The sequence below is a fragment of the Paraburkholderia sp. CNPSo 3274 genome (assembly GCF_024206475.1).
Taxonomy (GTDB): Bacteria; Pseudomonadota; Gammaproteobacteria; order Burkholderiales; family Burkholderiaceae; genus Paraburkholderia.
Genome location: NZ_JAMBPR010000012.1, coordinates 16,226 through 40,856 on the forward strand (window position 1 = coordinate 16,226; position 24,631 = coordinate 40,856).

Annotated in this window: 24 protein-coding genes; 10 read left to right on the forward strand and 14 right to left on the reverse strand. The window is 65.5% G+C overall.

From position 1 onward, the window contains the following. Positions 1 to 93: 93 nt before the first annotated feature. Positions 94 to 1,776, reverse strand: coding sequence for an aspartate-alanine antiporter (gene aspT, locus M3I54_RS10190; protein ID WP_254335331.1), 1,683 nt, complete (start codon positions 1,774 to 1,776; stop codon positions 94 to 96). A 568-nt stretch (positions 1,777 to 2,344) separates the two neighbouring features. Between aspT and M3I54_RS10195 the strand changes: the two genes are divergently transcribed. Next, positions 2,345 to 3,307, forward strand: a complete 963-nt coding sequence (locus M3I54_RS10195) for a LysR family transcriptional regulator (protein ID WP_254335333.1) — start codon at positions 2,345 to 2,347, stop codon at positions 3,305 to 3,307. 109 nt (positions 3,308 to 3,416) lie between these two features. Here M3I54_RS10195 and M3I54_RS10200 read toward each other — a convergent pair whose 3' ends face one another. Further along, a complete protein-coding gene (locus tag M3I54_RS10200) occupies positions 3,417 to 3,947 on the reverse strand; it encodes a hypothetical protein (RefSeq protein WP_254335336.1) in 531 nt (176 codons plus the stop codon). Positions 3,948 to 4,066: 119 nt separating this feature from the next. Between M3I54_RS10200 and M3I54_RS10205 the strand changes: the two genes are divergently transcribed. Together M3I54_RS10205 and M3I54_RS10210 are read left to right on the forward strand one after the other, a co-directional pair. Further along, a complete protein-coding gene (locus tag M3I54_RS10205) occupies positions 4,067 to 4,876 on the forward strand; it encodes a crotonase/enoyl-CoA hydratase family protein (protein WP_254335338.1) in 810 nt (269 codons plus the stop codon). A 250-nt stretch (positions 4,877 to 5,126) separates the two neighbouring features. Continuing rightward, positions 5,127 to 6,944 (forward strand): winged helix-turn-helix domain-containing protein, encoded by a 1,818-nt coding sequence (locus M3I54_RS10210; protein ID WP_254335346.1) that lies wholly within the window; start codon positions 5,127 to 5,129, stop codon positions 6,942 to 6,944. A 66-nt stretch (positions 6,945 to 7,010) separates the two neighbouring features. Here the strand turns inward: M3I54_RS10210 and M3I54_RS10215 are convergent, their stop codons facing one another. Next, positions 7,011 to 7,277 carry a hypothetical protein gene (locus tag M3I54_RS10215; protein ID WP_254335348.1) on the reverse strand — a complete coding sequence of 89 codons (267 nt, stop codon included), beginning with the start codon at positions 7,275 to 7,277 and terminating at the stop codon, positions 7,011 to 7,013. A gap of 24 nt (positions 7,278 to 7,301) precedes the next feature. Between M3I54_RS10215 and M3I54_RS44850 the strand changes: the two genes are divergently transcribed. From M3I54_RS44850 to M3I54_RS10225, 3 genes are all read left to right on the forward strand, one after another. Continuing rightward, a complete protein-coding gene (locus M3I54_RS44850) occupies positions 7,302 to 7,433 on the forward strand; it encodes a hypothetical protein (protein WP_302058918.1) in 132 nt (43 codons plus the stop codon). A gap of 181 nt (positions 7,434 to 7,614) precedes the next feature. Further along, the gene (locus tag M3I54_RS10220; RefSeq protein WP_254335350.1) at positions 7,615 to 8,799 is read left to right on the forward strand and encodes an MFS transporter; all 1,185 of its coding nucleotides are present in this window, start codon (positions 7,615 to 7,617) and stop codon (positions 8,797 to 8,799) included. Positions 8,800 to 8,921: 122 nt separating this feature from the next. Then, a complete protein-coding gene (locus M3I54_RS10225) occupies positions 8,922 to 10,079 on the forward strand; it encodes an MFS transporter (RefSeq protein WP_254335352.1) in 1,158 nt (385 codons plus the stop codon). Between the two features lie 75 nt (positions 10,080 to 10,154). Here the strand turns inward: M3I54_RS10225 and fahA are convergent, their stop codons facing one another. Then, positions 10,155 to 11,468 carry a fumarylacetoacetase gene (fahA, locus tag M3I54_RS10230; RefSeq protein WP_254335359.1) on the reverse strand — a complete coding sequence of 438 codons (1,314 nt, stop codon included), beginning with the start codon at positions 11,466 to 11,468 and terminating at the stop codon, positions 10,155 to 10,157. Continuing rightward, positions 11,465 to 12,841, reverse strand: a complete 1,377-nt coding sequence (gene hmgA / locus M3I54_RS10235; RefSeq protein ID WP_254335361.1) for a homogentisate 1,2-dioxygenase — start codon at positions 12,839 to 12,841, stop codon at positions 11,465 to 11,467. The genes fahA and hmgA overlap by 4 nt, the downstream gene beginning before the upstream one ends. A gap of 244 nt (positions 12,842 to 13,085) precedes the next feature. Here hmgA and M3I54_RS10240 point away from each other — a divergent pair, with 244 nt between their 5' ends. Continuing rightward, the gene (locus M3I54_RS10240) at positions 13,086 to 13,913 is read left to right on the forward strand and encodes an EAL domain-containing protein (protein WP_254335363.1); all 828 of its coding nucleotides are present in this window, start codon (positions 13,086 to 13,088) and stop codon (positions 13,911 to 13,913) included. A gap of 54 nt (positions 13,914 to 13,967) precedes the next feature. Here M3I54_RS10240 and murB read toward each other — a convergent pair whose 3' ends face one another. Then, positions 13,968 to 15,023: a UDP-N-acetylmuramate dehydrogenase gene (murB, locus tag M3I54_RS10245; RefSeq protein ID WP_254335366.1), complete on the reverse strand. Its 1,056-nt coding sequence runs from the start codon at positions 15,021 to 15,023 to the stop codon at positions 13,968 to 13,970. A gap of 256 nt (positions 15,024 to 15,279) precedes the next feature. On the opposite strand from murB, the gene M3I54_RS10250 reads away from it, so the two are divergent. After that, positions 15,280 to 15,765: a YajQ family cyclic di-GMP-binding protein gene (locus tag M3I54_RS10250; protein WP_254335367.1), complete on the forward strand. Its 486-nt coding sequence runs from the start codon at positions 15,280 to 15,282 to the stop codon at positions 15,763 to 15,765. Between the two features lie 76 nt (positions 15,766 to 15,841). On the opposite strand, the gene M3I54_RS10255 is transcribed toward M3I54_RS10250, so the two are convergent. The 8 genes from M3I54_RS10255 to queG form a co-directional block, all read right to left on the reverse strand. Next, positions 15,842 to 16,330 (reverse strand): SRPBCC family protein, encoded by a 489-nt coding sequence (locus M3I54_RS10255; protein WP_254335368.1) that lies wholly within the window; start codon positions 16,328 to 16,330, stop codon positions 15,842 to 15,844. Beyond that, positions 16,323 to 16,646 (reverse strand): helix-turn-helix transcriptional regulator, encoded by a 324-nt coding sequence (locus M3I54_RS10260; RefSeq protein WP_254335372.1) that lies wholly within the window; start codon positions 16,644 to 16,646, stop codon positions 16,323 to 16,325. Before M3I54_RS10260 ends, M3I54_RS10255 begins: the two co-directional genes overlap by 8 nt. Positions 16,647 to 16,726: 80 nt before the next feature. Beyond that, on the reverse strand, positions 16,727 to 17,347 hold the full coding sequence (gene plsY, locus M3I54_RS10265; RefSeq protein WP_254335758.1) for a glycerol-3-phosphate 1-O-acyltransferase PlsY: 621 nt from the start codon (positions 17,345 to 17,347) through the stop codon (positions 16,727 to 16,729). Positions 17,348 to 17,546: 199 nt separating this feature from the next. Further along, the gene (gene ybaK, locus M3I54_RS10270; RefSeq protein WP_254335374.1) at positions 17,547 to 18,038 is read right to left on the reverse strand and encodes a Cys-tRNA(Pro) deacylase; all 492 of its coding nucleotides are present in this window, start codon (positions 18,036 to 18,038) and stop codon (positions 17,547 to 17,549) included. 55 nt (positions 18,039 to 18,093) lie between these two features. Further along, a complete protein-coding gene (xerD, locus tag M3I54_RS10275; protein WP_254335377.1) occupies positions 18,094 to 19,125 on the reverse strand; it encodes a site-specific tyrosine recombinase XerD in 1,032 nt (343 codons plus the stop codon). Then, positions 19,118 to 20,359: a transposase gene (locus M3I54_RS10280; protein ID WP_254335379.1), complete on the reverse strand. Its 1,242-nt coding sequence runs from the start codon at positions 20,357 to 20,359 to the stop codon at positions 19,118 to 19,120. Before M3I54_RS10280 ends, xerD begins: the two co-directional genes overlap by 8 nt. Before the next feature lie 118 nt (positions 20,360 to 20,477). Then, positions 20,478 to 20,963: a methylated-DNA--[protein]-cysteine S-methyltransferase gene (locus M3I54_RS10285; protein WP_254335761.1), complete on the reverse strand. Its 486-nt coding sequence runs from the start codon at positions 20,961 to 20,963 to the stop codon at positions 20,478 to 20,480. 116 nt (positions 20,964 to 21,079) lie between these two features. Further along, positions 21,080 to 22,465: a tRNA epoxyqueuosine(34) reductase QueG gene (gene queG / locus M3I54_RS10290; protein ID WP_254335381.1), complete on the reverse strand. Its 1,386-nt coding sequence runs from the start codon at positions 22,463 to 22,465 to the stop codon at positions 21,080 to 21,082. A gap of 17 nt (positions 22,466 to 22,482) precedes the next feature. Between queG and tsaE the strand changes: the two genes are divergently transcribed. Both tsaE and M3I54_RS10300 read left to right on the forward strand, forming a co-directional pair. After that, positions 22,483 to 23,061 carry a tRNA (adenosine(37)-N6)-threonylcarbamoyltransferase complex ATPase subunit type 1 TsaE gene (gene tsaE, locus M3I54_RS10295; protein ID WP_254335388.1) on the forward strand — a complete coding sequence of 193 codons (579 nt, stop codon included), beginning with the start codon at positions 22,483 to 22,485 and terminating at the stop codon, positions 23,059 to 23,061. Next, positions 23,043 to 24,596: an N-acetylmuramoyl-L-alanine amidase gene (locus tag M3I54_RS10300; RefSeq protein ID WP_254335389.1), complete on the forward strand. Its 1,554-nt coding sequence runs from the start codon at positions 23,043 to 23,045 to the stop codon at positions 24,594 to 24,596. The genes tsaE and M3I54_RS10300 overlap by 19 nt, the downstream gene beginning before the upstream one ends. Positions 24,597 to 24,631: the final 35 nt, after the last annotated feature.

Genomic DNA, 24,631 nt, shown 5'->3' on the forward strand with positions numbered 1-24,631 from the left:
CTTTGAAAAAGAACCGCCCGTTGCTGCTGGGGATAGCCGGCAAGCTGATATCACCGACGGCCAGACCGAGCTAAAAACGCCAGCCAAACTTCGTCAGCCAAACTTCGCCGCGAGCCCCACCACCACGGGGCCCATGAGCGGCAAAAGGATGTTCGACAGCGCGTAGGTGATCGTGTAGCCGATCACGGGAGTCGAGTTGCCGGCTACGCCGACGAGCGCACTGATCGCCGGCGTGCTGCACTGCTGGCCTGCAATCGCGCCGAGCAGCATCGGCGCTTCGAGCTTCAGGAACATGTGCCCGATCCAGAGTGAAAGGAGCCCGGGAATCAGCACCATCAGAATGCCGGCGAGCGGCAGCGCGAGACCGTACTCGCGCACGAGCTTGATGGCGTCGGGACCGGCGGAGAGCCCGACGGCCGCGATGAAAGTGGCAAGGCCAAAGTCCTTGAGCACCTGCGCGGCGGCCGAGGGCAGCGAGCCCACCACGGGGAAATGCGAGCGCAGCCAGCCGAAGAACAGACCCGAGAGCAGGCACCCACCGCCCGTGCCGAGCACCAGCGTGACGCCGCCCACGTTCACGCCGAAACGCCCGATCATCATGCCGACCAGCACGCCGAGGCCCAGATAGACGAAGTCGGTCTTCTGGGTGTGCTGGATCACGTAGCCAAGACGCTTCGCGCCGCGCGCGACGTCGGAGGGCGTGCCGACCAGCGTCAGCACGTCGCCGCGATGCACGACCATACCGGGCAAGGCGGGCACCGTGGTGTCGAGCCGCGTGATCGCGCCTACGTAGATGCCGCGGCCCGCTTCCGGCGCGGCGCGCTCGCGCATTTGCGCGAGCGTCAGGCCGTTGACGTCGCGCTGCGTGACCATCACATCCACGCGTTTGGCGAGCAGCTTGAACAAGCCCTCGCCCGGCATCTCTGCGCCCAAACTGCTTGCAGCTTCGATCACGGCTTCGCGGCGCCCGGCGATCAGCACGATGTCGTCCGGCTGCAGCACGGACTGCGCGTTGGCGTCGAGCTGGCGTCCATCGCGCAGCACGTACTCGATCGTGACGTTGTTGCCAAAGCGCGCCTCGAAGGCTGCGACTGCGGTGCCTGCCGCGGGTCCCGCGTTGAACGCGCGCCCTTCCAGCGGCGCGAGCGCGAGCCGCTGCCCTTCGTCGAGCGCGCCGTCGCCGCCGAGCTTGCGATACAGGCGCGCGGCCTCTTCGCGCAGGTTCACGCGCAGGATGAGCGGTGCAATCTGGCTCGTGAAGAGCACGATGGTGATGAGGCCAAAGAGGTAGCTCACGCTGTACGCGGTCACGATGTGCGCCTGCAGCGTGCTCACCTGGGCCTCGGTGAGGCCCAGGCGCGTGATCGCCTCGGAAGCCGTGCCAATCACGGCCGATTCGGTCGCCGCTCCCGCGAGCAGGCCCGCCGCGGTGCCCGCATCGAGCTTCATCACGACGACCGCGATCATGATGAGCGCCATGACCGAGACGATCTCGACGATCGAGAGAAGTCCGTAGCGCCAGCCGCGGCCGACGTTCGCGAAGAACTGCGGACCGCCCGTGAAGCCGAGCGCGAAGATGAAGAGTGCGAAGGCGATGTTCTTGAGGTCCGGCGCGATACGCGCGCCGGTTTGCCCGAGCACGAGCGCGACGATCAGCGTGCCGCACACTCCCCCGAGGGAGACCGGCCCGAAGCGGATGGAACCAATCAGATAACCGAGCGCGAGGCTCACGAACAGGGCAATCTCGGGTTGCGACTTCAGCAATTCGACGATCATGTCTGGTCTGCCGATTTACGTTTTAGTGAGCCCGAAAGCATGCTCGAAATGAGCGACACTGCATATTAAATAACATGCAATGCTAATGCCGGTCGTTATTTTCCCCATATGCAACAATTCTTTCACACAGCAAAAGAATCCGTGCGCACTTATTGCCGGCTTGTGAATGACGATGAATTCACAGACCGCAATGACTCTCAATGTGCCGCAGGCGGAGGCGAATCCGCCATGAATCTGACAGACTCAATAGATATCCGCTGTCTGCATGAATTGCACAAACACGTTATCCGCAATGCACAAATAGTTGATAGTGACAAAAACGCACAACATATTCCTCATTCAATACACACCCGTTGCGTATTGGATTTTTTACAAGCAAGAAATGCTGCCGCGTGTCGAGATAGATATTGTAATTCTCAACGACTGTCAATATTATTTTTGTTAGATTCCCGCAGTGGTCCATTCGAGGCGCATTGGCCAGAACAACGCGACACACCGCTTCGTTCAACTTCGCCAGCAGTCGTAGTGGCCCTCAACCGGTCCATGCATCGAGCATACGAGGCTACACATGAACCAGATACACGCCATGCGCGTCTTCGTCAGGGTTGCGGAAACCGAGAGCTTTCGTCGCGCCGCGCAGCAGCTCGACGTCTCCAACGCGCTCGTCACGCGCTCCGTCGCGATGCTCGAGGCGCACCTGAATACACGCCTCATCAATCGCACCACGCGCAATCTCGCGCTTACCGAGGCAGGCTTGCGCTACCTCGAAGGCTGTCGTTGCGTGCTGGAGGAACTCGATCATCTGGAGCGCTCACTGGCGCACACGGAAAGCGAGCCAAGCGGCACGCTGCGCGTGGTGGCCGCGGGCGCGCTCTCGCTCGCCACGCTCACGCCGCTCATCGACGGTTACCGGCGTCTGTATCCGCGCGTGAACGTGCGCCTCACGCTCGCCGAACGGCCCGTGGATCTCATGGAAGATGGCTTCGATGTGGGCATCGTCGGCGCCACGCCCGCACGCAACGACGAGTGCGTGGAGCGCGCGCTCGGCATCACGACGTTCGTTCCCTGCGCGGCTCCCGCGTGGCTCGCCGAGCACGGCGAGCCGCATACGCCTGAGCAGCTCGCGCAGTGTGCGGCGGTCGCGCTGCCTCCGGAGGAGCGCAGCGCGACGTGGCAGTTCGCGAAGCCCGGCGAGCGTGCCCAACAGGTCACGCTGCAGCCCGGCTACGCCGTCAACAACATGCTGATGGTGCGGCTCGCCGCGCTGGCCGGCATGGGCGTGGCAATCGTGCCCGCGCCGCTCGTCGCCGACGACTTCACCGCGGGCACATTGCGCCGGCTCCTGCCCGACTATGACATCGACGATCCCGACGCGCGCATGTCCATCGTCTATCCGAGCCGCCAGTATCTGCCAGCGAAGACGCGCCGCTTCGTCGACTACACGGTCGAGCATTTCGAGCATGCGCATCATGCATCGCCAATGCCGGCGAGTTCCACTGGCGCACCCAGCCGGCCGCTGAGCGTGGCGTGAGCCCATCGGGCGTGCGGAATGTGTACGTTGCGCGTGCGCCCGGTGGTTTGAGAACATGCCGCTTGCGAACGCGCCGTTAGCGAACATGCCGTGCGCGCGCGACGGCGCATCAGAACCGGGGCGAGTTGCCGTCGACCGGAACCAGCAGGCCCAGCTCGCCCGCGCCGCACAGTTCGCGCAGCAATGCCGCTTCGCGCTCGTGCACTTCCACGGGAAGCCACAATGCCCCTGCCCACGCGAGGTAGCGCGCGCGATGCTGGCCATTGCGAAACGCCACCACGCCCTCGTGCGCGAGTCCGAACCATCCAGCCAGCCCGGCCACGCGACGTTTGCTGATCGTCACGTAGGGCATCTGCGGCACGCGCTCGTTGTCCGGATCGAGAAACTCACGAATGCCGCGCACCTTGCCGCTATGCCAGTCGTCGACAGGCTTGAGCACGTAGTCGGTGTCGTCGCGGTCGGCGCAGAGAAGCAGCTTGTGCAGATCGACGATCACGACGACATGGCGCGTGCCGTCGGTCGTGAAGACGCGCTTGAAGCGCACATGGTCATACGCGTCGTGGTCGGGCAACGGGACGGTCCAGAAGGGTCCACAAGCGGGATATGGCGAGGAATCCGATACGGAGGTGATGCTGGACATGGACGTCGATTGCATGCGTACGGTTTAAGTAAGCGTAGTTCAGGAAATTAAACCGGCCTAAGCTACGGATGGACCATTAAATTTTTATGACGAATGCGGGGCGCATCGAGGAGCCGCAAATGACGATCGAAACGTTCGGCGAGCACGTCCGTATCGAAGCGCACGAGCATGTAGCAATTCTCGTGCTCGACCGCCCGGCGCAGCGCAACGCCATCGACAGGCCGGTAGCGAATGCACTCGCTGCCGCCTTTACACGCTTCGAAAATAATCCCGCATGGCTCGCCGGCGTGCTGTACGGCGCGGGGGGCACCTTCTGCGCGGGCGCGGACCTCACCGCACTCGCCGACCCCGAACGCCGCAATGAAATCCGCGCCGACGGCAGCGGCCCAGGCCCGCTCGGCCCCACGCGCATGTCGCTCAGCAAGCCCGTGATCGCAGCGATTTCAGGCTATGCCGTTGCGGGCGGCCTCGAACTCGCACTGCTGTGCGACCTGCGCGTGGTCGAAGAAGACGCGGTGCTCGGCGTGTTCTGCCGCCGCGTGGGCGTGCCGCTCATCGACGGCGGCACGGTGCGCCTGCCGCGCCTCATCGGCCTTTCGCGCGCACTCGATCTGATCCTCACGGGGCGCGCCGTCGATGCGCAGGAAGCTCTCGCGTTCGGCCTTGCCAATCGCGTGGTCGCAAAAGGCGGCGCGCGTCAGGCCGCCGAGCAACTTGCCGCGCAACTCGCGGCGCTACCGCAAGCGGCGTTGCTCGCGGACCGCCGCTCGGCGCTCGAACACAGCATGCTGCCCGACACTGCCGAGGCGCTGCGCCGCGAAGGCGCGCTCGGCTATCTCGCGGTGCTCGACGAAGGGCTCGCGCTCGCGGCGCGCTTCGCGGCCGGCGCGGGCCGTCATGGTGAACCGCTCGATCCACTCAAACCGTAGTCAGCTAAACGTAAATCGCACGCGAACCTCGCGACAGTCGATTGAAGTGTCGATGGCCACCGTGCGCAGCGCTTGACGCTTGAAGGCGCACGCGCGACCCGCTACATTGAAATTGATCCGCGCCGCCGCCCCCACCCCTGTCCCTGCCGCCATGTGTAATGACGCTGAGTACGCCTGCGTCTAACGGCAATCTTCAGACGAACCATCCCGGCGCCCCCCTTCCCTGATGCCGCATCACGGGAGAGCTCTCATGCCGACGTATCGAATCATCCGCTTCGCGGACTTCGAACTCGACGTCGAGCGGTACCAGTTGCGCCGAGAAGGTGCGGAGGTCCGGCTGGAGCGGTTGCCCATGGATCTTCTGATCCTGCTTGCCTCGCGCCGCGGCGAGCTGATCTCGCGCGCGGACATCGTCGACCGGCTGTGGGCCGGCAGCCCCTTTCGCGACACGGACAACGGCCTGAACACGGCGATCCGCAAGATCCGCATCGCGCTCGCCGACGACCCCGCCAATCCACGTCACCTCATCACGGTGAAGGGCAAGGGCTACCGGTTCGACGGCATCCTGCCCGAGTCGTCCGAGGTTCACGGTGCGCCGGCCGCCGCGCGCGACTCGCACGCGCCGCGCGAGAGCGAGCACGCGCCGCCCGCGGCACGGATGCTGGTGCTGCCGTTCACCAACCACACAGGCGACGCGAGCCAGGAGAGCCTGTGCTGCCAGCTTGCCGACGAGATCTCTGTCACGCTCGGCGCGCTCAACCCGGAGCGCCTGCTCACGATCGCGCGCACCACGGCAGCGCGTTACCGCGCGACGCAAAAGAGCATCGGCGAGATCGCGCGCGAGCTGAAGCTCGACTTCGTGCTCGAAGGCTCGCTCACGCGCGCGGGGCAGCAAACACGCATCGTCACGCGTCTGATCCGCTGCGCCGACGAAGCGCAGATCTGGAGCCGCGCACACGAAAGCGCCACGCAAGGCGCGCTCGACATCCTCAAGGAAGCGGTCGCGGCGCTCGCCGAGAACCTGCCGTCCACGCTATCCGAGCAGCAGCGCACGCGCCTCGAGCGCCGCCTGCCTGTCGATCCCGCCGCGCACGACGCGTATGTGCGCGGGCGTTTCTTCTGGTATCGCCGCGTGCATTTCGAAGCGGGCTTTTGCGCGCATCACGGCATCGACGGCGAAGACTTCGTGCGCAGCCGAACCTACTTCGAGGCCGCGCTCGAGCACGACCCGAGCTACGCGCTCGGCTATACGGGCCTTTCGAACTACTACGGATCGACAGTGGTGCATGGCTTCGTCGCGCCCGACGATGGCTGGCCGATCGCGCGCTCGCTTGCCGAAAGCGCGCTCGAACTCGACCCGGACCTGCCCGAGGCGCATCACGCCCTCGCCGCCGTGCGCTACTTCTATGACTGGGACTGGGACCAGGCCGAGGCCGGCTTCAAGGATGCCCTAAGGCGCAACCCGAGTTATCCGGAGGCGCATCGGCTCTACGCGCGCATGCTCGTGGCGGCGGGACGACGCGCAGAAGGCGACGCCGCGATGGAGCGCGCAGAACGTATCGATCCGCTGGCGTTCCAGGGGTCGCGCGCGTTCGGCATGGTGATGTCGGGCAGGCATGCGGAAGTCGTGAGCGAATATCTCGCGCCGGGGCACATGGACCATCCGCCACTCGTTTATCAGTTGCTCGCTACCGCGTTCGAAGTGAAAAAGTTTTACGCGCAGGCCGTAGATGCCACCGTCGAAGCGCTCGAACGCTGCAACCAGCAAGCGCGCGCGACCACCATTCGCGCTCGCTGGGAAACGGGCGGCTATGACGCGGTGCTGCGCTGGTATCTGGAGGACCTGCTCGCGCGGCGGCGGGCCCGGTACACCTCGCCGCTACTCATCGCCGAGGCCTACGCGCGCCTCGCGCATCCCGACGAAATGTTCCGGTGGCTCGAGACGGCGCTGGCCGAGCGCAGTTCGCGGCTATGCGAGTTGCGCACGAATCCATGGTTCGCGCCCTGGCGTCCAACGGGGCGCATGCGGCTCATCGAAAAACATATTGGCGGCGGCCCGACACGCTGAGCGGTTGGTGCAGATCGCGAGAGCGCGTCGCGTCGCCGTCCTGATACGTCGGTCTCCCTAGTTGACTCAGTTACCGTGATAGAGCCCTTCGCTCAGCGCTTTCTGCTGGCCCGATTGCTCGGAGCGCACCAGGTCCTGATAGACCTGCGCGTGCGTGAGCGCCATCGGCGCGCCCGAAGCGCCTGTCGACATCGGTGAGCCGCCCACGTCCTGCGCAACGGGCGGCGTGCTGGCCTGTGTCTGGTCGTCGCTCTGCGATTGCGCCAGCGCGCTACCTGCGAATAAGGCGGCCGCTGCGGCCACCGCGACGCGTACTGTGGTCATCGTGTTCATGTCATCGCTCCAGGAGGGTTGCGCATGTTCGTTTCCGTCATGCGCGGGACGGACGACGCGAGGGCGGGCGGGCCGGATGGCGGACTGTTTCGCTCGTTGGATCGTGTGGGTATCGTGCTGCCCGCGAGCGCGTCGCGCCATGCACGCAACCTGTAGAAATCGTCAAGAAATGTGAAGGAACGGTGAACGAGGTCCGGCGAGAAAAGCTGTTGTTTTCCCAACAGCATTGAAAATGCGTTCCGTATGCGTTGTGGCAGGTTTCAGTACAATTCCGCGTTGACTTAAATAAAACGGCTTCGCGCTTAGGCCCGTCGCCGTCCTGCGCCCACCACACGCCATGCCCTTGCCTCTGCTCGCCCTTGCCGTTGCCGCCTTTGGTATCGGTACCACCGAATTCGTCATCATGGGCCTGCTGCCCGACGTTGCGCGCGACCTGAGCGTCTCGATCCCCGCGGCCGGCATGCTCGTCTCGGCCTACGCGCTCGGCGTGACGATCGGCGCGCCCATCGTCGCCATCGCCATTGCCAATGTGCCGCGCAAGCAAGCGCTCATGCGCTTGATCGGCATCTTCATCGTCGGCAACCTGTTGTGTGCGCTCGCCCCCAACTACTCGATCCTGATGGCCGCGCGCATCGTCACCGCGTTCTGCCACGGCGCGTTCTTCGGCATCGGCTCGGTGGTCGCGGCCGGCCTCGTCGCGCCGAACCGCCGCGCCCAGGCCATCGCGCTCATGTTCACGGGCTTGACGCTCGCCAACGTGCTGGGCGTGCCGCTCGGCACGGCGCTCGGCCAGATCGCCGGCTGGCGCACGACGTTCTGGGCCGTGACGGCCATCGGCATCCTCGCGGCGGCGGCGCTGCAGGTGTGCCTGCCCGCGAAGATCGAAATGCAGAAGGCGAGCCTCGTGCATGAGTTCGGCGTGCTGAAGAACCCGCAGGTGCTCATGGTGCTCGGCATGAGCGTGCTGGCCTCGGCCAGCCTCTTCGCGGTGTTCACCTACATCACGCCGATTCTCGAAGACGTGACCGGTTTCTCGCCGCATGAAGTCACGTTCGTGCTGCTGCTGTTCGGCCTTGGGCTCACGGTAGGCAGCACGCTGGGCGGCAAGCTCGCCGACTGGAAGCTGATGCGCTCACTGCTCACGTTCCTCGCCATGATCGCCGTGGTGCTCGCCGCATTCTCGCTGACCATGCACGACCCGATCGCGGCCATGGCGACGATCTTCGTGTGGGGCATTCTCGCGTTCGCGATCGTGCCGCCATTGCAGATGCTGATCGTCAACCGCGCGAGCGATGCGCCCAACCTCGCCTCCACGCTCAACCAGGGCGCATTCAATCTCGGCAATGCAGGCGGCGCGTGGATTGGGGGCGTGGCGATCAGCGCGGGCGCGCCGCTCACGGCGCTGCCGTGGGTGGGCGTGGCCACCGCTTTCGCGGCGCTCGCGCTCACGCTGGTTTCGGCGCAAATCGAGCGGCGCGCGCGCCGCCGCGTGGCGGTTTCCGCGCCGACTTCCTGCGCGTGACGCTTTTTTCGATGCAAACATGGACGGGCGCCAAGAGCATTGAGTCGCGTTGAGGCGCGCGTGCTCAACCTGAGGCACGCCTGCGCCGCGATTTTCGTGCGCGCGTAGTAGGATCTCGCCCGATGAAAACCGTCCTCACCCGCGACTTTCTCGCGCTGATCCTGAGTGTGGCCGTGGTCGGCTTAGGCTCCGGCGCGACGCTGCCGCTCACCGCCCTCGCCCTCATCGACGCCGGCTACGGCACCGCCATGGTCGGCCTGCTCACGGCCGCCCAGGCGCTGGGAGGTCTTGCCGTCGTGCCGTTCACGGCATGGATCTCCACACGCTTCGGCTCGCGCCAGGTGATCGTCGGCTCGGTGCTGACCGTGGCCGTCGCGACCGCATTGATGCAAACGAGCGACAACCTGTGGCTCTGGGCGCTCCTGCGCATGCTCTGCGGCGCGGCGCTCATGCTGCTCTTCACGATCGGCGAAGCCTGGGTCAACGAGCTCGCCGACGCCTCGAATCGCGGCCGCGTGGTAGGCATCTACGCGACCACGTTCACGCTGTTCCAGATGTCGGGCCCGGTGCTCGTGAGCCAGATCGCGGACTATACGGCGTGGCGCTTCGCGATCTGCGGCGCGATCTTCCTCATCGCGCTGCCGATGCTCGCGGCGATCCGCTCGAATCCGCAGCAAACCGACATGCACGAGCCGCACGGAAGCTGGCGTCACGTGATGCCGAGAATGCCCGCGCTCATCGTCGCCACCGGCTTCTTCGCGCTGTTCGATACGCTCGCGCTGTCGCTGTTACCGCTCTTCGCAATGGGTCATGGCATCAACACTGAAGTGGCCGTGCTGTTCGCCTCGGTCGTGCTGCTCGGCGACACGACCATGCAATTCCCCATCGGCTGGCTCGCGGACCGGCTCGGCCGCGAGCGCGTGCATGCGCTCATGGGTGTGATCGTCGCGGTGCTGCTACCGCTTTTGCCCTTCGTCGTCGATACGCCCTGGCTGCGCTGGCCGCTCCTCTTCGTGCTGGGCGCAGCGGCGGGCTCCATTTATACGCTGGCTATCGTGGCGTGCGGCGAGCGTTTCGAGGGCGTTGTGCTCGTTTCCGCAAGCGCGCTCGTGAGCGCTGCGTGGAGCGCGGCGAGCTTCGGCGGCCCGATCATTACCGGAGCGCTGATGGAGCACGCGGGCCGCGACGCGATGCTGTGGGTACTGTTCGCGGGCGCACTGGTATTTCTCGGCGCGCTGCGTTGGGAGCGCTCACGCGGGCTCGCGCAAGTGCGCACATAACGCGAGCACCAACGAAATAACGGCCGATGCGCCTTCGAGCGCATCGGCCGTTTTGCTTTCCATGCCTGAACGCCTTTATTTCAGCGCAGGTTCGATCTTGCCGACACAGGCACCAAAGCCCACACGATAGCCATCACCCTGGCACCAGCCCGCGAGCGTGAGTTCGTCGCCGTCCTCAATGAAGCCGCGCGTGCCGCCGCTCTTCAATTCGAGCGGATTCTTCGCATTCCACGTGAGTTCGAGCAGGCTGCCGAACGAGTCCGGCGTCGGGCCCGAGATCGTGCCCGAGCCCATCAGGTCGCCCACGCGCGTGTTGCAGCCCGCCACGGTGTGATGTGCGAGCTGCTGCGCCATCGACCAGTACATGTGGCGGAAATTCGTGCGCGCGATGGTGGTCGCCTCAGCCGCGCCTTCGGGCCGCATCAGCACTTCGAGCGAAATGTCGAATGCGTGGTCGCCCTCGTGATGCAGGTATTCGAGCGGCTGCGGTTCCTGCACCGGCTGCGCGACGCGGAACGGCTCCAGCGCGTCGAGCGTGACGACCCATGGCGAAATCGTGGAAGCGAAGGTCTTCGCGTTGAACGGCCCGAGCGGCACGTACTCCCATTGCTGGATGTCGCGCGCGCTCCAGTCGTTGAGCAGCACCATCCCGAAGATGTGGTCCTCGGCGTCTTCGCACGCGATCGGCTCGCCCAGCGCATTGCCGCGCCCGACGATGAAGCCCGTCTCCAACTCGATATCGAGCTTGCGGCACGCGCCGAACACCGGACGCTCCCGATCCGGCAGCTTCAACTGGCCGTTCGGGCGGCGCACCGGCGTGCCGCTCACCACCACCGATGACGCGCGGCCGTTATAGCCGATCGGCATCTCGGACCAATTCGGCAACAGCGCATTCTTCGGATCGCGAAACATCGAGCCGACGTTCGTCGCGTGTTCCTTCGACGAGTAGAAGTCGGTGTAGCCGGGAATCTGCACGGGCAGATGCAGCTTCGCGTCGGCGAGCTTCACGAAGGCGCGCTGGCGCAACGCCGCGTCGTCGCGCAGCGTGGCCGTTTCGCGCGCGAGCAGTGACGAAAGCTGCACGCGCACGCTGCGCCACGTCTCGCGGCCAAGCGCGATGAAGTCGTTCAGCGCGGCACGCGCAAAGACGTCTTGCTGCGCGCTTGCGGGCAGACGCAGCAGCCCGGCTTCGTGCAGCACCGCAAGGTCGGCCACGAGGTCGCCGATCGCCACGCCCACGCGCGCTCGCGCGTTGCCCGCGTCCGAGAACACGCCGAACGGCAGGTTCTGAATCGGGAAGTCGCACTGCGCGTCGTTCGCGCTATCGACCCAGCTTTTGCGCCTCGCGTCGAGCGTCGCCTTGAATTCGTCCGTCATGGTGCTGTTCATTGCTGCTCCGGATTGAAGTGTTTCGTGAGGCCTTGCCAGCACGCGTAGTAATGCGCCTGCAGCTGGCTCGTTTCGAGCGCGTAGCGCGTCGGGCGGATCAGCGTGCGGGTTTCGAACATGAAGGCCATCGTGTCGCCGACCTTGTGCGGTTTCGTCGTGTCGGCATTCGAGGCTTTTTCGAAGGTCTCGGCGTCCGGGCCATGGCCCGACATGCAGTTGTGCAGGCTTGCGCCGCCCGGCACGAAGCCTTCGGCCTTGGCGTCGTAGACACCGTGCACGAGGCCCATGAACTCGCTCGCCACGTTGCGGTGATACCAGGGCGGACGGAACGTGTTCTCGGCCGCGAGCCAGCGCGGCGGGAAGATCACGAAGTCGATCGCGTCGACGCCCGGCGTGTCCGTGGGCGCGTGCAGCACGAGGAAGATCGACGGATCGGGATGGTCGTAGCTGATCGAGCCGATGGCGTTGAAGCGGCGCAGGTCGTACTTGTAGGGCGCGTAGTTGCCGTGCCACGCCACCACGTCGAGCGGCGAATGGCCGATGTCGGCACGCCAGAGCTGGCCGTTCAGCTTGGTAACGAGTTCGAAATCGCCTTCGCGGTCTTCATACGCGGCGACCGGTGTGAGGAAGTCGCGCGGATTCGCGAGACCATTCGAGCCAATCACGCCGAGATCGGGCAGCCGCAAGAGCGCGCCGAAGTTCTCGCAGATATAGCCGCGTGCTTCGCCATCGGGCAGATCCACCGTGAAGCGCACGCCGCGCGGGATCACGACGATCTCGAAGGGCTCGACGTCGAGTCGGCCCATCTCCGTGCGGATGGCAAGACGCCCTTGCTGCGGGACGATCAGCAGCTCGCCGTCGGTGTTGTAGAAAAAGCGGTCCACCATCGGCCGGTTCGCCGCGTACAGGTGAATCGCGCAGCCGCTCATCGAGGCCGCCGAGCCGTTGCCCGACATCGTGACCCAGCCGTCGATGAAATCCGTGGGCTCCGTGGGCATGGGCAGCGCGTCCCAGCGCAGCTGGTTGGGCGGCGTGTGCGGCACATCGCCAAGCGGCGCAGCGCCAAAGTCCGCGACGAGGCGCGGCGCGCCGCTTTTGCCACCTTCGACGGTGAGGCGCGAGGTGACCGGCGCAAACGGCTGATGCACGGCGCCCGGACGGATCCGGTAGAACCACGTGCGGCGGTTATGCGAGCGCGGCGCGGTGAACGCGGTGCCCGAGAGCTGCTCGGCGTACAGGCCATAGGCGCAGCGCTGCGGCGAGTTCTGGCCTTCGGGCAGCGCGCCCGCCAGCGCCTCGGTCGCGAATTCGTTGGCGAAGCCGCTCATGTAGCCGTGCTGGACTTCGGTTGGGTGCCGCAAAGGTGCGTTCATTGCTGTCTCTCCACGTTCTCGGGCCGTGACATGACGTCACGTGATTTACGGATGGTAAAACTAATTACGATTAGTGAAATTAGGCGTAAACCCTGGTGAGCAGCCAGTGGCCTCCAGAATGTGGCCGAACGGTCGATAACGTTATGACCAAACAGTCCATCCGGCGCGGCTGCGGGCTGCTACCATCGGGTCATGCGACCCCGTGTTGGGCTCGCGCTTTTCTCCCGTTCCCCGCTACTTCACCATGATCGCTCCCACCATTCCCGAGCTCGTCGCCCGCGCCGCCGACCATCCGTTTCTCGGCGAGCACCTGGCGATGGGCACTGGCGCGCACGCCAAAGAAGCGGTGGCGCGTCGGCGCGGCATGGAGCTATTGAGCGCCTACGAGCCGATTTACGACATCAGCGTGCATAGCGGGGCACAGTCACTTACCGCCGATCTCGCGATGGCCTCGCGCTTTGGCGATGAACTCGGCTATCAGGCGGTCACGCTGCGCGAGCAGAACGGCCTGCTCGCGCCCTGCGACGCATTCAGCGACACGCTCGACGATCCCGACCTCGTCGCGGTCGACCGCATGGTGCGCGCGCTGCACGCCATCAATTTTCTGGGTGGCCAGCAGCACGGGCTGCTCTTCCTGCGCGTGCACGAGCGCCTCTTGAAGAGCGTGAAGTACGACCATGGACGGCATTTCTCGAACGTGCTGGTGTCGTTCGGGCTCAACCCCGGGCGCATCGTGATCGAGCTGCCGGCGGCGGCGGTGGCGCACCGCACGTTTCTCGGCTATCTCACGAAGAGCTATCAGCGGTACGGATTCAAGGTGGCGGGCAATCTGCCCAATGCCGGGCAAATTCTTTCGGTGTCGGACGTGCCTCGGCCCGACTTCGTGAAGATGGACGCGGCGTCCGCGCTGCGCGATTCGATGGTGAAGCCGCTCGTGAGCTATGCGGCGCGGCTGCGCATTCCGCTGATATTCAACCGCGTGGCCGATGCGGCGCAGTTCGAGCAGTTGCAGCAGTACGACGTGCGCTTCGTGCAGGGGCCGGTGTTCGCGGCCCAGGACAAGGTGGTTTGAGGGTGACGCGCGGGTGGTGATGCAAGCGCGGCGCCGGGCGGCGCCTGAGAGGCGTTAGAGGCTGACGGGTTCCTGCTCCAGCTCCACGCCGAAGCGCGCGAGCACGTCACGCTGGATTGCCTCTGCGAGTTCGAGAATGTCCGCGCCGGTTGCACCGCCGCGATTGACGAGGACGAGCGCCTGACGCTCATGCACCGCCGCCGCGCGCAGCGCACGGCCCTTCCAGCCGCACCGGTCGATCATCCAGCCAGCCGCGAGCTTCACGCGCCCGTCAGCCTGCTGGTACGAAACGATCTGCGGTTCGCGCACAACGACCGTATCGAACTGCTGCGCTTCGATCACGGGATTCTTGAAGAAACTGCCCGCATTGCCGAGTTCGAGCGGGTCAGGCAGCTTCGCGCGCCGCACCGCGACCACGGCGTCGAACACGGCACGCGCACGCGGCGCCTCGAGGGCGTTGTGCTGCGCCAGTTCGCGCGCGAGATCGGCATAGCCCGCGTTGGGCTGCCACACCTTCGGCAGGCGGAACGTGACCGAGGTAATCACGAAGCGATCGCGCCCTTCGCGCTTGAAAAAACTGTCCCGATAACCGAAGCGGCAGGCGGCCGCATCGAACTCGACGGCTTTTCCCGTAGTCATCTCGATGGCCCGCACCGACACGCAGCGCTCGGCCATCTCGAGCCCATAGGCGCCGATGTTCTGAATGGGCGCCGCGCCTACCGTGCCCGGAATCAGCGCCAGATTCTCGAGGCCCGGCATGCCCGCTTCGAGCGTCCAGGACACAAAATCGTGCCAGTTCTCGCCCGCGGCCGCTTCCACGTACCAGGCGTGGCTGTCTTCGTGGGCAATGCGCTTGCCGGCCAGCGCCATGAGCAGCACGAGACCGTCGAAGTCGCGCGTAAGCACGACGTTGCTGCCGCCGCCCAGTACGAGCGTGCGCAAGCCCTGGGCGCGCGGATCGCGCACGGCCGCGGCGAGATCGGCCTCGCTTTCGACCCGGCACGCGTAGCGAGCGCGCACATCGAAGCCGAACGTGTTGTGCGGGCGCAGCGCAAAGCCGGCGGCGAACCACACGGCAGACGTAGTAACGGGCGTTTGGACGACGGGCATCGAGGAAGAACGGAACACGGACTGCAGACGAAAAAAGGCCGGAAAGGCCGCCGGCGGGCACCTGCGCACCGCGGATTAGCGCGGATTTCGCCACCGGGCGGCGGCAAGCCGCCTTGGGCAAACGCAACGGCGCCGGTAGAATGGCGTCGGTCCGTGATTATAGCGAGTGCGCGAACGGCTGCCTGAAAATAAGGCTGCGGCCCGCGGGCGCGCAGTTTGCGTCGCCATTTGCACCTCGTACTTTTTGGAGAAAGCAATGCCATCGTTTGACGTCGTCAGCGAAGCCAACATGATCGAAGTAAAGAACGCCGTGGAGCAGTCCAACAAGGAGATCTCCACGCGCTTCGACTTCAAGGGCTCGGATTCGCGCGTCGAGCAGAAAGAGCGCGAGCTGACCGCGTTCGCCGACGACGACTTCAAGCTCGGCCAGGTGAAGGACGTGCTGCTCTCGAAAATGGCCAAGCGCAATGTGGACGTCCGCTTCCTCGACTACGGCAAGATCGAGAAGATCGGCGGCGACAAAGTCAAGCAGGTCATCACCGTGAAGAAGGGTGTGTCGGGCGACCTCGCGAAGAAGATCGTCAGGCTCGTGAAGGACAGCAAGATCAAGGTCCAGGCGAGCATCCAGGGCGACGCCGTGCGCGTGACGGGCACCAAGCGCGACGACCTGCAAAGCGTGATCGCCATGCTGCGCAAGGACGTGACCGATACGCCGCTCGACTTCAACAACTTCCGCGATTAAAGCGGCAAGTCCATCGCATTGCGGGGCGGCTCGGGCCGCCCCGTTTCGTTTTATGCGTCCCCGCTTTTTCTCGCGCCTAGTCCGCCGTCACCACGAGTGGCATGAGCACCTCGCCGGTTTCCAGCAGTGTCTTGAGATTCGAGAGGATGCGCGGCCAGCCGCCCGACACCTTCTCGATGAAGATCGATCCCGGCCGCGCCATGCTGTGCGTAATCGTGAGCTTGACCGCGTGCTCGACGGGCTCGATGTCGATCGTGCAGCGCGAATCGCCCTCGGCATGGAGTTCGGCCAGGAACATGTTGCGCCAGCGCAGCACGAGCCGGCGCGGGGGATCGGACTCGACCACCGCACCCGAGTCGGCGATACGGCCGTCGGCAAAGCGCAGCGACCAGGGCGAGCCTGTTTGCCAGTCGCATTCGTGATGCATGCCGAACCAGTAGCGCTCGGTGAACTCACGGCTCGTGAGCGCCGTCCACAACGCTTGCGGCGTGGTGCGGATGAACGTGACGTAGACGAACGTCGAGTCGCCAGCGGCAGTGCCCTGCGTGTGCTTTTCGCTACTCATGGCTGTCTCCTTCAAGTGATCGCTTGAGGTCGACGAGCGCGCCCACGCGCTCGTGCTCGAACTTGCCGATCCAGCGCGCGGCAATCTCGCCGATGGGCACCGGATTGATGAAATGCCGCTTCTCGCGCCCATGCCGCTGCGTCGCGACGAGATTCGCCTCTTCCAGCACCGCGAGATGCTTCGTGACCGCCTGGCGCGACATGGCCAGCCCCTCGCATAAATCGGTCAGCGTCTGGCCGTTTTTCGCATGGAGGCGGTCGAGCAGTTGACGGCGGCTCGCGTCCGCCAGCGCCCGGAATACGGCGTCGTCGTTCATGCATTGATTATGCAACCGCATGGTTGCATGTCAAGGTGAAAAAACGGCGCCGCAGCGCCGTCCTCTCACGTCGCGCCGGCCTACTTGCCGGCGCCCGCAGCCTTCTTCTCGCCGATGCGGCTTTCCTTGCCCGCGATGAGCTTGGAGATGTTCGCGCGATGCCGCCAGAACAGCAGCACGCTCATGGCGAGGATGGCGAGCGCGACGATGCGCGGGCCGAACATGAACACGTAGTAGAGCGGCGCGAACACGGCGGCCGCCAGCGCCGCGAGCGAAGAGTAGCGCGTGAAGAACGCGACAATGACCCAGGTGGCGAGCGTCGCGACGCCGAGAATCGGATTCACGGCGAGCAGTACGCCGGCCGCGGTGGCGACGCCCTTGCCGCCCTTGAAGCGGAAGAACACCGGATACAGGTGGCCGAGGAACACGGCGATCGCGGCGAGCGCGACGGCGGCGTCGCCCAGACCGTAGCGCGGGCCGAAGTGCGCGGCGAGCCAGACGGCCAGCCAGCCCTTGAACGCGTCGCCGATGAGCGTGAGGATCGCGGCCTTCTTGTTGCCGCTGCGCAGCACGTTGGTCGCGCCGGGATTGCCGGAGCCGTAGGAGCGCGGATCGTCGAGGCCCATGAAGGCGCTCACGATCACGGCGAACGAAACCGAGCCGATCAGATAGGCGAGAACGGCGACGAACAGGTTGTACATGCACGAAACCCGGAGGAAGTGGAACGATGCGCGCCGGGCGGTAGTGATGGTCATCGCCACCCGGCAACGCGCGACGGCGCTCATTCTACCGAAGCGCGCGCGCGCCCTGCCCGCAGCGGCGGCACAACCACGCACAAACCAGGGTAATCAGGGAAGCAACGGGAACTGAGGGGCGGATCCGCTCAGCGAGCGTCGCGCGTTATTCGACGCTCGCGCACTGCACCGGCTTCGCGTTCAGGAGCGTCGTGAGCACCGCGGGGGCGAGGCTCAGGAGATAGCCGCGACGGCCCCCATTGAGCCAGATCTCGTCGAGTTCAAGTATGGTCGATTCGACATACACGGGCATGGCTTTCTTCGTGCCGAAGGGCGACGTGCCGCCCACCAGGTACCCCGAATGACGGTTCGCGACTTCGGGCTTGCACGGCTCGATGCGCTTCGCACCGATTTGCCGCGCGAGATTCTTCGTCGACACCTTGCGGTCGCCATGCATGAGGACGATGAGCGGCTTAGCGTTCTCGTCTTCCATCACGAGCGTCTTGACGACGCGATGCTCGTCCACGTCGAGCTGGCGCGCGGACTCTTCCGTGCCGCCGTGTTCGACATACTCGTAGGGATGCTCGCCGAATGCGACGCCCGCGCGGCGCAGCATCTGCGTGGCGGGCGTTTCGGATACATGTTTCGTTTTGCTCATCGGCGCATTGTAATCGCACGCTTTGCAACAACTGCGCCAAACGCGTTTGCCAGGGTCAGCCGCGCGGATGATGCTTCGCGTGCAACAGCCGCAGCCGCTCGCGCGCGACGTGCGTATAGATCTGCGTGGTGGAAATGTCGCTGTGGCCGAGCAGAAGCTGCACGACCCGCAGATCGGCGCCGTGATTGAGCAGGTGCGTGGCGAACGCGTGGCGCATCGTGTGCGGCGAAAGCGGCGCATGCACGCCGGCCGCCGCCGCATGGCGCTTGATGATGTGCCAGAACTGCTGGCGCGTCATGCCTTCGGCGCGCGCGGTCACGAAGAGCGCGTCGGTCGTGCGTGCGCCGAGCAGCGCCGGCCGCGCCTCGCGCAGGTAGCGCTCGATCCACGCGTGCGCCTCCTCGCCGAACGGAATGAGCCGCTCTTTCGAGCCCTTGCCGAGCACGCGCACGACGCCTTCGTTCAGGCCCACCTCGACCGTCTTGAGCGTAACGAGTTCGGTCACGCGCAGGCCGCTCGCGTACATCAGTTCCAGCATCGTGCGATCGCGCAGGCCGAGCGGCGTCTCGACATCGGGCGCGCCGAGTAGCGCCTCGACCTGCGCCTCGCTCAGCGTGGTTGGAAAGCGCGGCGCCTGCTTCGCCGAGCGGATGCGCACGGTCGGATCCGAATGCACGCGCTGCTCGCGCAGCGCCCAGCCGTAGTAGCGGCGAAACACCGAAAGGCGCCGGTTCGCCGAAGTGGATTTGTCGTCCTTGCGGCGCGCGCTGTAGGCGAGCAAATCGTCTTCATGGGTCGTATCGAGTGCGTTGGAGCGCTCGCGCGCTAGCCATTGCGCGAAGAGGCGCAAATCGCGCCGATAAGCGTCGAGCGTGTTGCGCGACAAGCCGTGCTCGAGCCACATGGCGTCGCAAAACGTGTCGATGGCGGTGAGGCTCGCAGCAAGCGCTTCGGCCGCAACGGGGTCGAGCGCCTGCTCCGCTTCGTCGGCGGCATCGCTTGCGGCAAGCGGCGGCGGATTCGTCTTGAGATCCTCCTCCCCATGAATGGGGAGGATTCCTGCCGTGCCGTTGATGGAGTTAGCCATCACACGTCACCTGGGTGGGTTCCTGCTTCATCGAGCGGCCTGACTGCACCTTCTCTCCGCAGGCTATCTGGGCTAGTTCCAGCCCTTCACTGCTCAGCTGTGCCTCGCCACGGCGAAGCACGTTGATCGCACCAACCAGGTCGGCATTCGCTTCGTACCCGCACTCGACACACAAGAATCGCGCTTGCGTCGTGCGATTGGAGCCAGAGACGTGGCCGCAGCACGGACAGGTACGGCTTGTGTCGTGCGGCGGCACGGCAACGACCCAGCCACCAGCCCATTCGACCTTGTACTCCAGCTGCCGCCGGAATTCTCCCCAGCCCTGATCGAGTATCGCCTTGTTCAGGCCTGCCTTGGCCCGCACATTTCTGCCGCGCTGGTCGGCCGTGCCAGCCGCCGAGCGCGACATGTTACGCACCTTCAGGTCCTCGATACACACGAGCGCGTGGTTTTTGCTGATGGTGGCCGAGGCCTTGTGAAGGAAGTCGCGCCGCACGTTCGCGATGCGGGCATGAATGCGCTGGACTCGGGCTTTTGCCTTCTTCCAGTTGCTGCTGAACTTCACCTTGCGGCTCATTGCCCGCTGGTAGCGGCGCAAGCGCGCCTCATGCTTCCTGAAGCTGTTCAGCGGCGCCAGACAAGTGCCATCGCTCAGCGTGGCGAAGCGGGTCACGCCCATGTCGATGCCGACCGCCGAAGTTGCGACTGGAATCGGTTGCTCGACCTCGCGGGCAGTCTGGATCGACACGAACCACTTGCTGCCTGCGTACGAAACTGTGGCGTTACGCACCTCTCCAAGCACATTACGGCTGTTGCGAAAGCGCAGCCAGCCGAGCTTAGGCAGAAAGATACGGCTGTTTCCCTGATCGAGCCTGATCTGCTTCGGATCGGGGTAGCGGAAGCTGTCGGACTGGCCGCGCCTTGCGAAGCGCGGGAACGCTGCCCGCTTTGCGAAGAAGTTCGCATAGGCGCGCTCCAGATCCTTCAGCGCCTGCTGCAAGGGATGGACCGAAGCGTCGGACAGCCACTGTGTTTCCGTGGCATTACGCCACGCGGTGAGTTCCTTGCATAGCCCGGCATAGCCGAGCTTTTTGTCGCTGCGCTCGTAGCGTTCCTTTTGCAACGCCAGCGCCCTGTTGAAGACAAACCGGCACGAGCCGGCGAAGCGGCGCATGTTGCGCTGCTGTTCGCCGGTCGGCATCAGTTCAAACTTGAAGGCCTGGAGTCGTTGCATAAGAGGAAGCTTACCAGTACTCGCGCGTTGTCAAGGACGCCGTCGGCGTCCGCGCTATCCTTCCCCGCCCTGAAGCAACCCTGAAGTACGGGGCTTGCCGCGCATCCCGGTCATCGTGTCAGCGCAGTTGAAATCGGTTCGACGTGCATTCGTGGGCGAGCAGCCAGCGCTTCACGTCGCGAAAGAAACCCTCGCCGCCGTGATGCGCGAAACCGCCGAGGCCGCTCGCCGACACCACGCGGTGGCACGGAATCACGAGCGGAAAGGGATTGTCGCCGCACGCCTGGCCCACGGCGCGCGGGCTGAGCCCGCCAATGCGCTTCGCGAGTTCGCCGTAGGTGAGGACTTCCCCCGCCTCGATTGCGCAGATGCCGTCCCACACACGCCGCTGGAATTCGGTGCCGAGCGGTGCGAGCGGCAGGTCGAAGCCGGCGTCGGCGCTCTCGAAATACTGGCCGATCTGCCCGGCCGCGCGCGCGGCGAGTTCGCAATCGGGCTCGACGCTCGCCGTGTGCCGCGGCAGATAGACGATCTCGCGCAGCGCTTGCCCGACGGTGCGGATGCCGACCTTGCCGAATGGCGCGTCGATCACTGCGTTGAACATCGTCGTCTCCTTCGCGCGCGAATGTTGCACGCCATAGTGCCGCGTTGTGCGCGCGATTTCCAGTGCGCCGTCGTTCAGTTTCATGTCCATGCCAGCCTCCGCGGTGTCCATTTGCATCAAGCCGCCTCCAGCGCCCAAAGCACGTGCTCGCGCACGACCGCCGACGCGTCATGCTCGCGCTCGCGCAGCGCCTTCACGATCGCAGCGCGCGCGTCGTCACCTTCGTTGCTCGAGGCCTCACGCGATGCGCGCAGCGCATTGCCCATCGCCACCGCGATATTGCGCGACCAGCTCTCGTAGCCGATGCGCCGTATCGCGCTGCCCTGCATGCGCTCGTCGAACTGAGCCGCGCTCCAGCCGAACAGGTCGACGAGACTCGCGCGATCGAGCCCATGACGCACGTCGAAATCCGGGACGGGCGCGGCCTGCGCGAACTTGTTCCAGGGACACACGAGCTGGCAGTCGTCGCAGCCATACACACGATTGCCGATCAGCTCGCGCAGTTCCAGGGGAATACTGCCCTTGAGCTCGATCGTGAGATAGGAGATGCAGCGGCGCGCATCCACGCGATACGGCCCGGTGATCGCACCCGTTGGGCACGCGTCGATGCAGCGCGTGCAACTGCCGCAATGCGCGCCCGGCGATTCCGGTGCGGCGCTGGCTGGGTCGTCGGCATCGGTGGGCAGCGGCACGTCTACGTAGATCTCGCCGAGAAAGAAGAGCGAGCCCGCGTCGCGCTGCAGCAGCAGCGTGTGCTTGCCGCGCCAACCCACGCCTGCCTTCTGCGCAAGCTCGACCTCGAGCACCGGCGCGGAGTCGGTGAACACGCGAAAACCGAACTGGCCGATCTCGGCCTCGATGCGCTCGGCAAGCTGCTGAAGCCGCGCGCGCAGCACCTTGTGATAGTCGCGGCCACGTGCGTAAATCGACACGACGGCGGCATGCGGGTCGGCGAGACGCGCGTGCTCGTGCAGACGCCAGTCGGCGTGAATACGCGCGTGGGCAACGTTCGTGCCAGCACTCTCGCTGCGATCCGAACCGCCTTGCGAAGTACTTTCGTGCGTCTTTCCCGCTGCATTCGGCGCGAGCGTATCGATGGGCAAATAGGCCATGCGTGCGGTGATCACGCGTCGCGTGCCGGCCACAAGCTCGGCGGGCCGCGCGCGTTTCATCCCATGTTTGGCCATATAATCCATCTCGCCGTGGCAGCCTGCTTCGAGCCACGCGGCGAGGCCCGCCTCGGCATGGGAAAGGTCGGTGTCACTGATACCGATCTCACCGAACCCCAGCTCGCGCCCCCACGTCCGGATGCGCGCCGCGAGCGCGGCGAGCGCCGCCTCATCGAGCGGCGTGGCCTGCTCGGCGGCCGGCGCAGACGAATCTCGCAGCGCGTCAACTCGAGCATGAGCTTGAGCACACGCCTGAGCGGACGTTGGGTCGAGCGCCTCAGAAGACGCTCGCGCATCCTGCGCGGAGTTGGAAGGGGAATGCGTGGGGTTCATCACGTCATTTTACGAGAATGCCCGACACGCCCGGTCACGACCACGCGCCGCTTCAGCTTGATCCATCCGCCGACGTTCTCCTCGCGCGCCGTTTCGATCTCGCAGACGCCGACGCCACCGACGCCTTCGGCGCACGCTTTGCGCACGCGCTCGATTCGCTGCGCGCGAATCATGCGGTAAACCCCGGCGCACCGCCCTTTGATGGCCTGCACGTGCAGTTGCACGGCGACCTCGGCGCGGGCAAGACCTCGCTCGTGCGCGCCACGTTGCGCGCGCTCGGCCACGCGGGCCGCGTGCGCAGCCCCACCTACACGCTCGTCGAACCGTACACGGTCGCAACGCCGAGTGGGGAACTCCAGCTTTATCACTTCGATCTGTACCGTTTCAGCGATCCGGCCGAATGGGCCGACTCGGGCTTTCGCGAATATTTCGCGCAAGGTGCGGTGTGCCTCGTCGAATGGCCGCAACGCGCGGGCGGCCTGCTGGGCGTACCCGATCTCGTGTTCTCGCTGGAGCCGGACGCAAGCGGCGAAGGCCGCGTGCTCACCGCTTACGCATACAGCGCATCAGGAAAGGCATGTCTAGAAAGATGTTAATCAAACCGTTCCGCTCGATCGAATCGGCCGCCACCGCCACGCACAACTGGCGTCGCCGGCAGATTCTGAAGGCGGGCGCCTCCACGCTCGTGCTCGGTCTTGCCGTGCCGCGCCTCGCGTGGGCCACTTCGGTCGTCGGCGTGCGCGTGTGGCCCGCGCGCGACTACACGCGCGTCACCATCGAATCGGACCAGCCGCTGCAGAACGCGCAGCAACTGCTGCAGGGTCCAGATCGTCTCGTCGTCGATCTCACCGGGCTCGATCTCGACGACGCGCTCAAGAACCTCGTCTCCAAAATCACGCCGAACGATCCGCAGATCCAGGCCGTGCGCGTGGGCCAGTACCAGCCGCACGTGGTGCGCATGGTGTTCGACCTCAAGGGCTCGGTCAAGCCACAGGTGTTCTCGCTGCAGCCGGTGGGCTCGTATAAGTACCGGCTCGTGTTCGACCTCTATCCGGCGGTCGCGCCCGACCCGCTCATGGACCTGCTGGCGCAAACCGAGCGCAAGCAGCAGCAGCTCGACGCGCACGAAGCGATGAAGGACAGCGCGCCGCCCTCCACGCCGCCCACGCTCGCCGGTCCCAATGCTGGAATGAGCGCGCCGCCCGCGCACGACAACAGCGACGCGTTCTTCGAGCGCTACGCGCAGAACGACTCGGGCGCTTCGCCCAGCACGCCGCGGCCCGCGCCCCCCGTGGTTGCGCCGCGTCCGCCGCGGCCTGCCACGCCGAAGCCGCCTGTCGTCGCCCAGCGCAACGACGACAGCGCCAGCGCCGACGACAACTACGGCTTCACCACGCCGAAGACCACCAGGGGCGGCACCACGCGCCTGTTGACGGTCGCGATCGATCCGGGTCACGGCGGCGAGGATCCGGGCGCGATCGGCAGCGCGGGCACCTACGAGAAGCACGTCGCGCTCGACATCGCGAAGAAGCTGCGCGCGAAGATCGACGCCCAGCCCAACATGCGCGCGATGATGACGCGCGACGCCGACTTCTTCGTGCCGCTGAACGTGCGCGTGCAGAAGGCGCACCGCGTGGGCGCGGACCTGTTCGTCTCGATCCACGCCGACGCATTCACCACGCCCGAGGCGCGCGGCTCGTCGGTGTTCGCGCTTTCGGAGCACGGCGCGACGAGCGCCGCGGCGCGCTGGATGGCGAACAAGGAGAACGCGTCCGACCAGATCGGCGGCATCAGCGTGCAGACGGCCGACGCCGCCGTGAACCGCGCGCTCTTCGACATGTCGACGACGGCGCAGATCCGCGACTCGATGCGTTACGGCGGCTTCGTGCTCAACGAGGTCGGCGAGATCAACAAGCTGCACAAGGGCTCGGTCGAGCAGGCGGGCTTCGCGGTGCTCAAGGCACCCGACATTCCGTCGATCCTCGTGGAGACGGCCTTCATCAGCAATCCCGAAGAAGAGACCAAGCTCAATGACGACGCCTATCGCGAGAAGATGGCGAACGCGATTCTCAAGGGCATCAGGCGCTATTTCGCGGCCAATCCGCCGCTTGCGAAGAGCCGCATGACCTGAAGCCCGCCAGCCTGGCCTGCTGGAAAACGCCGCGC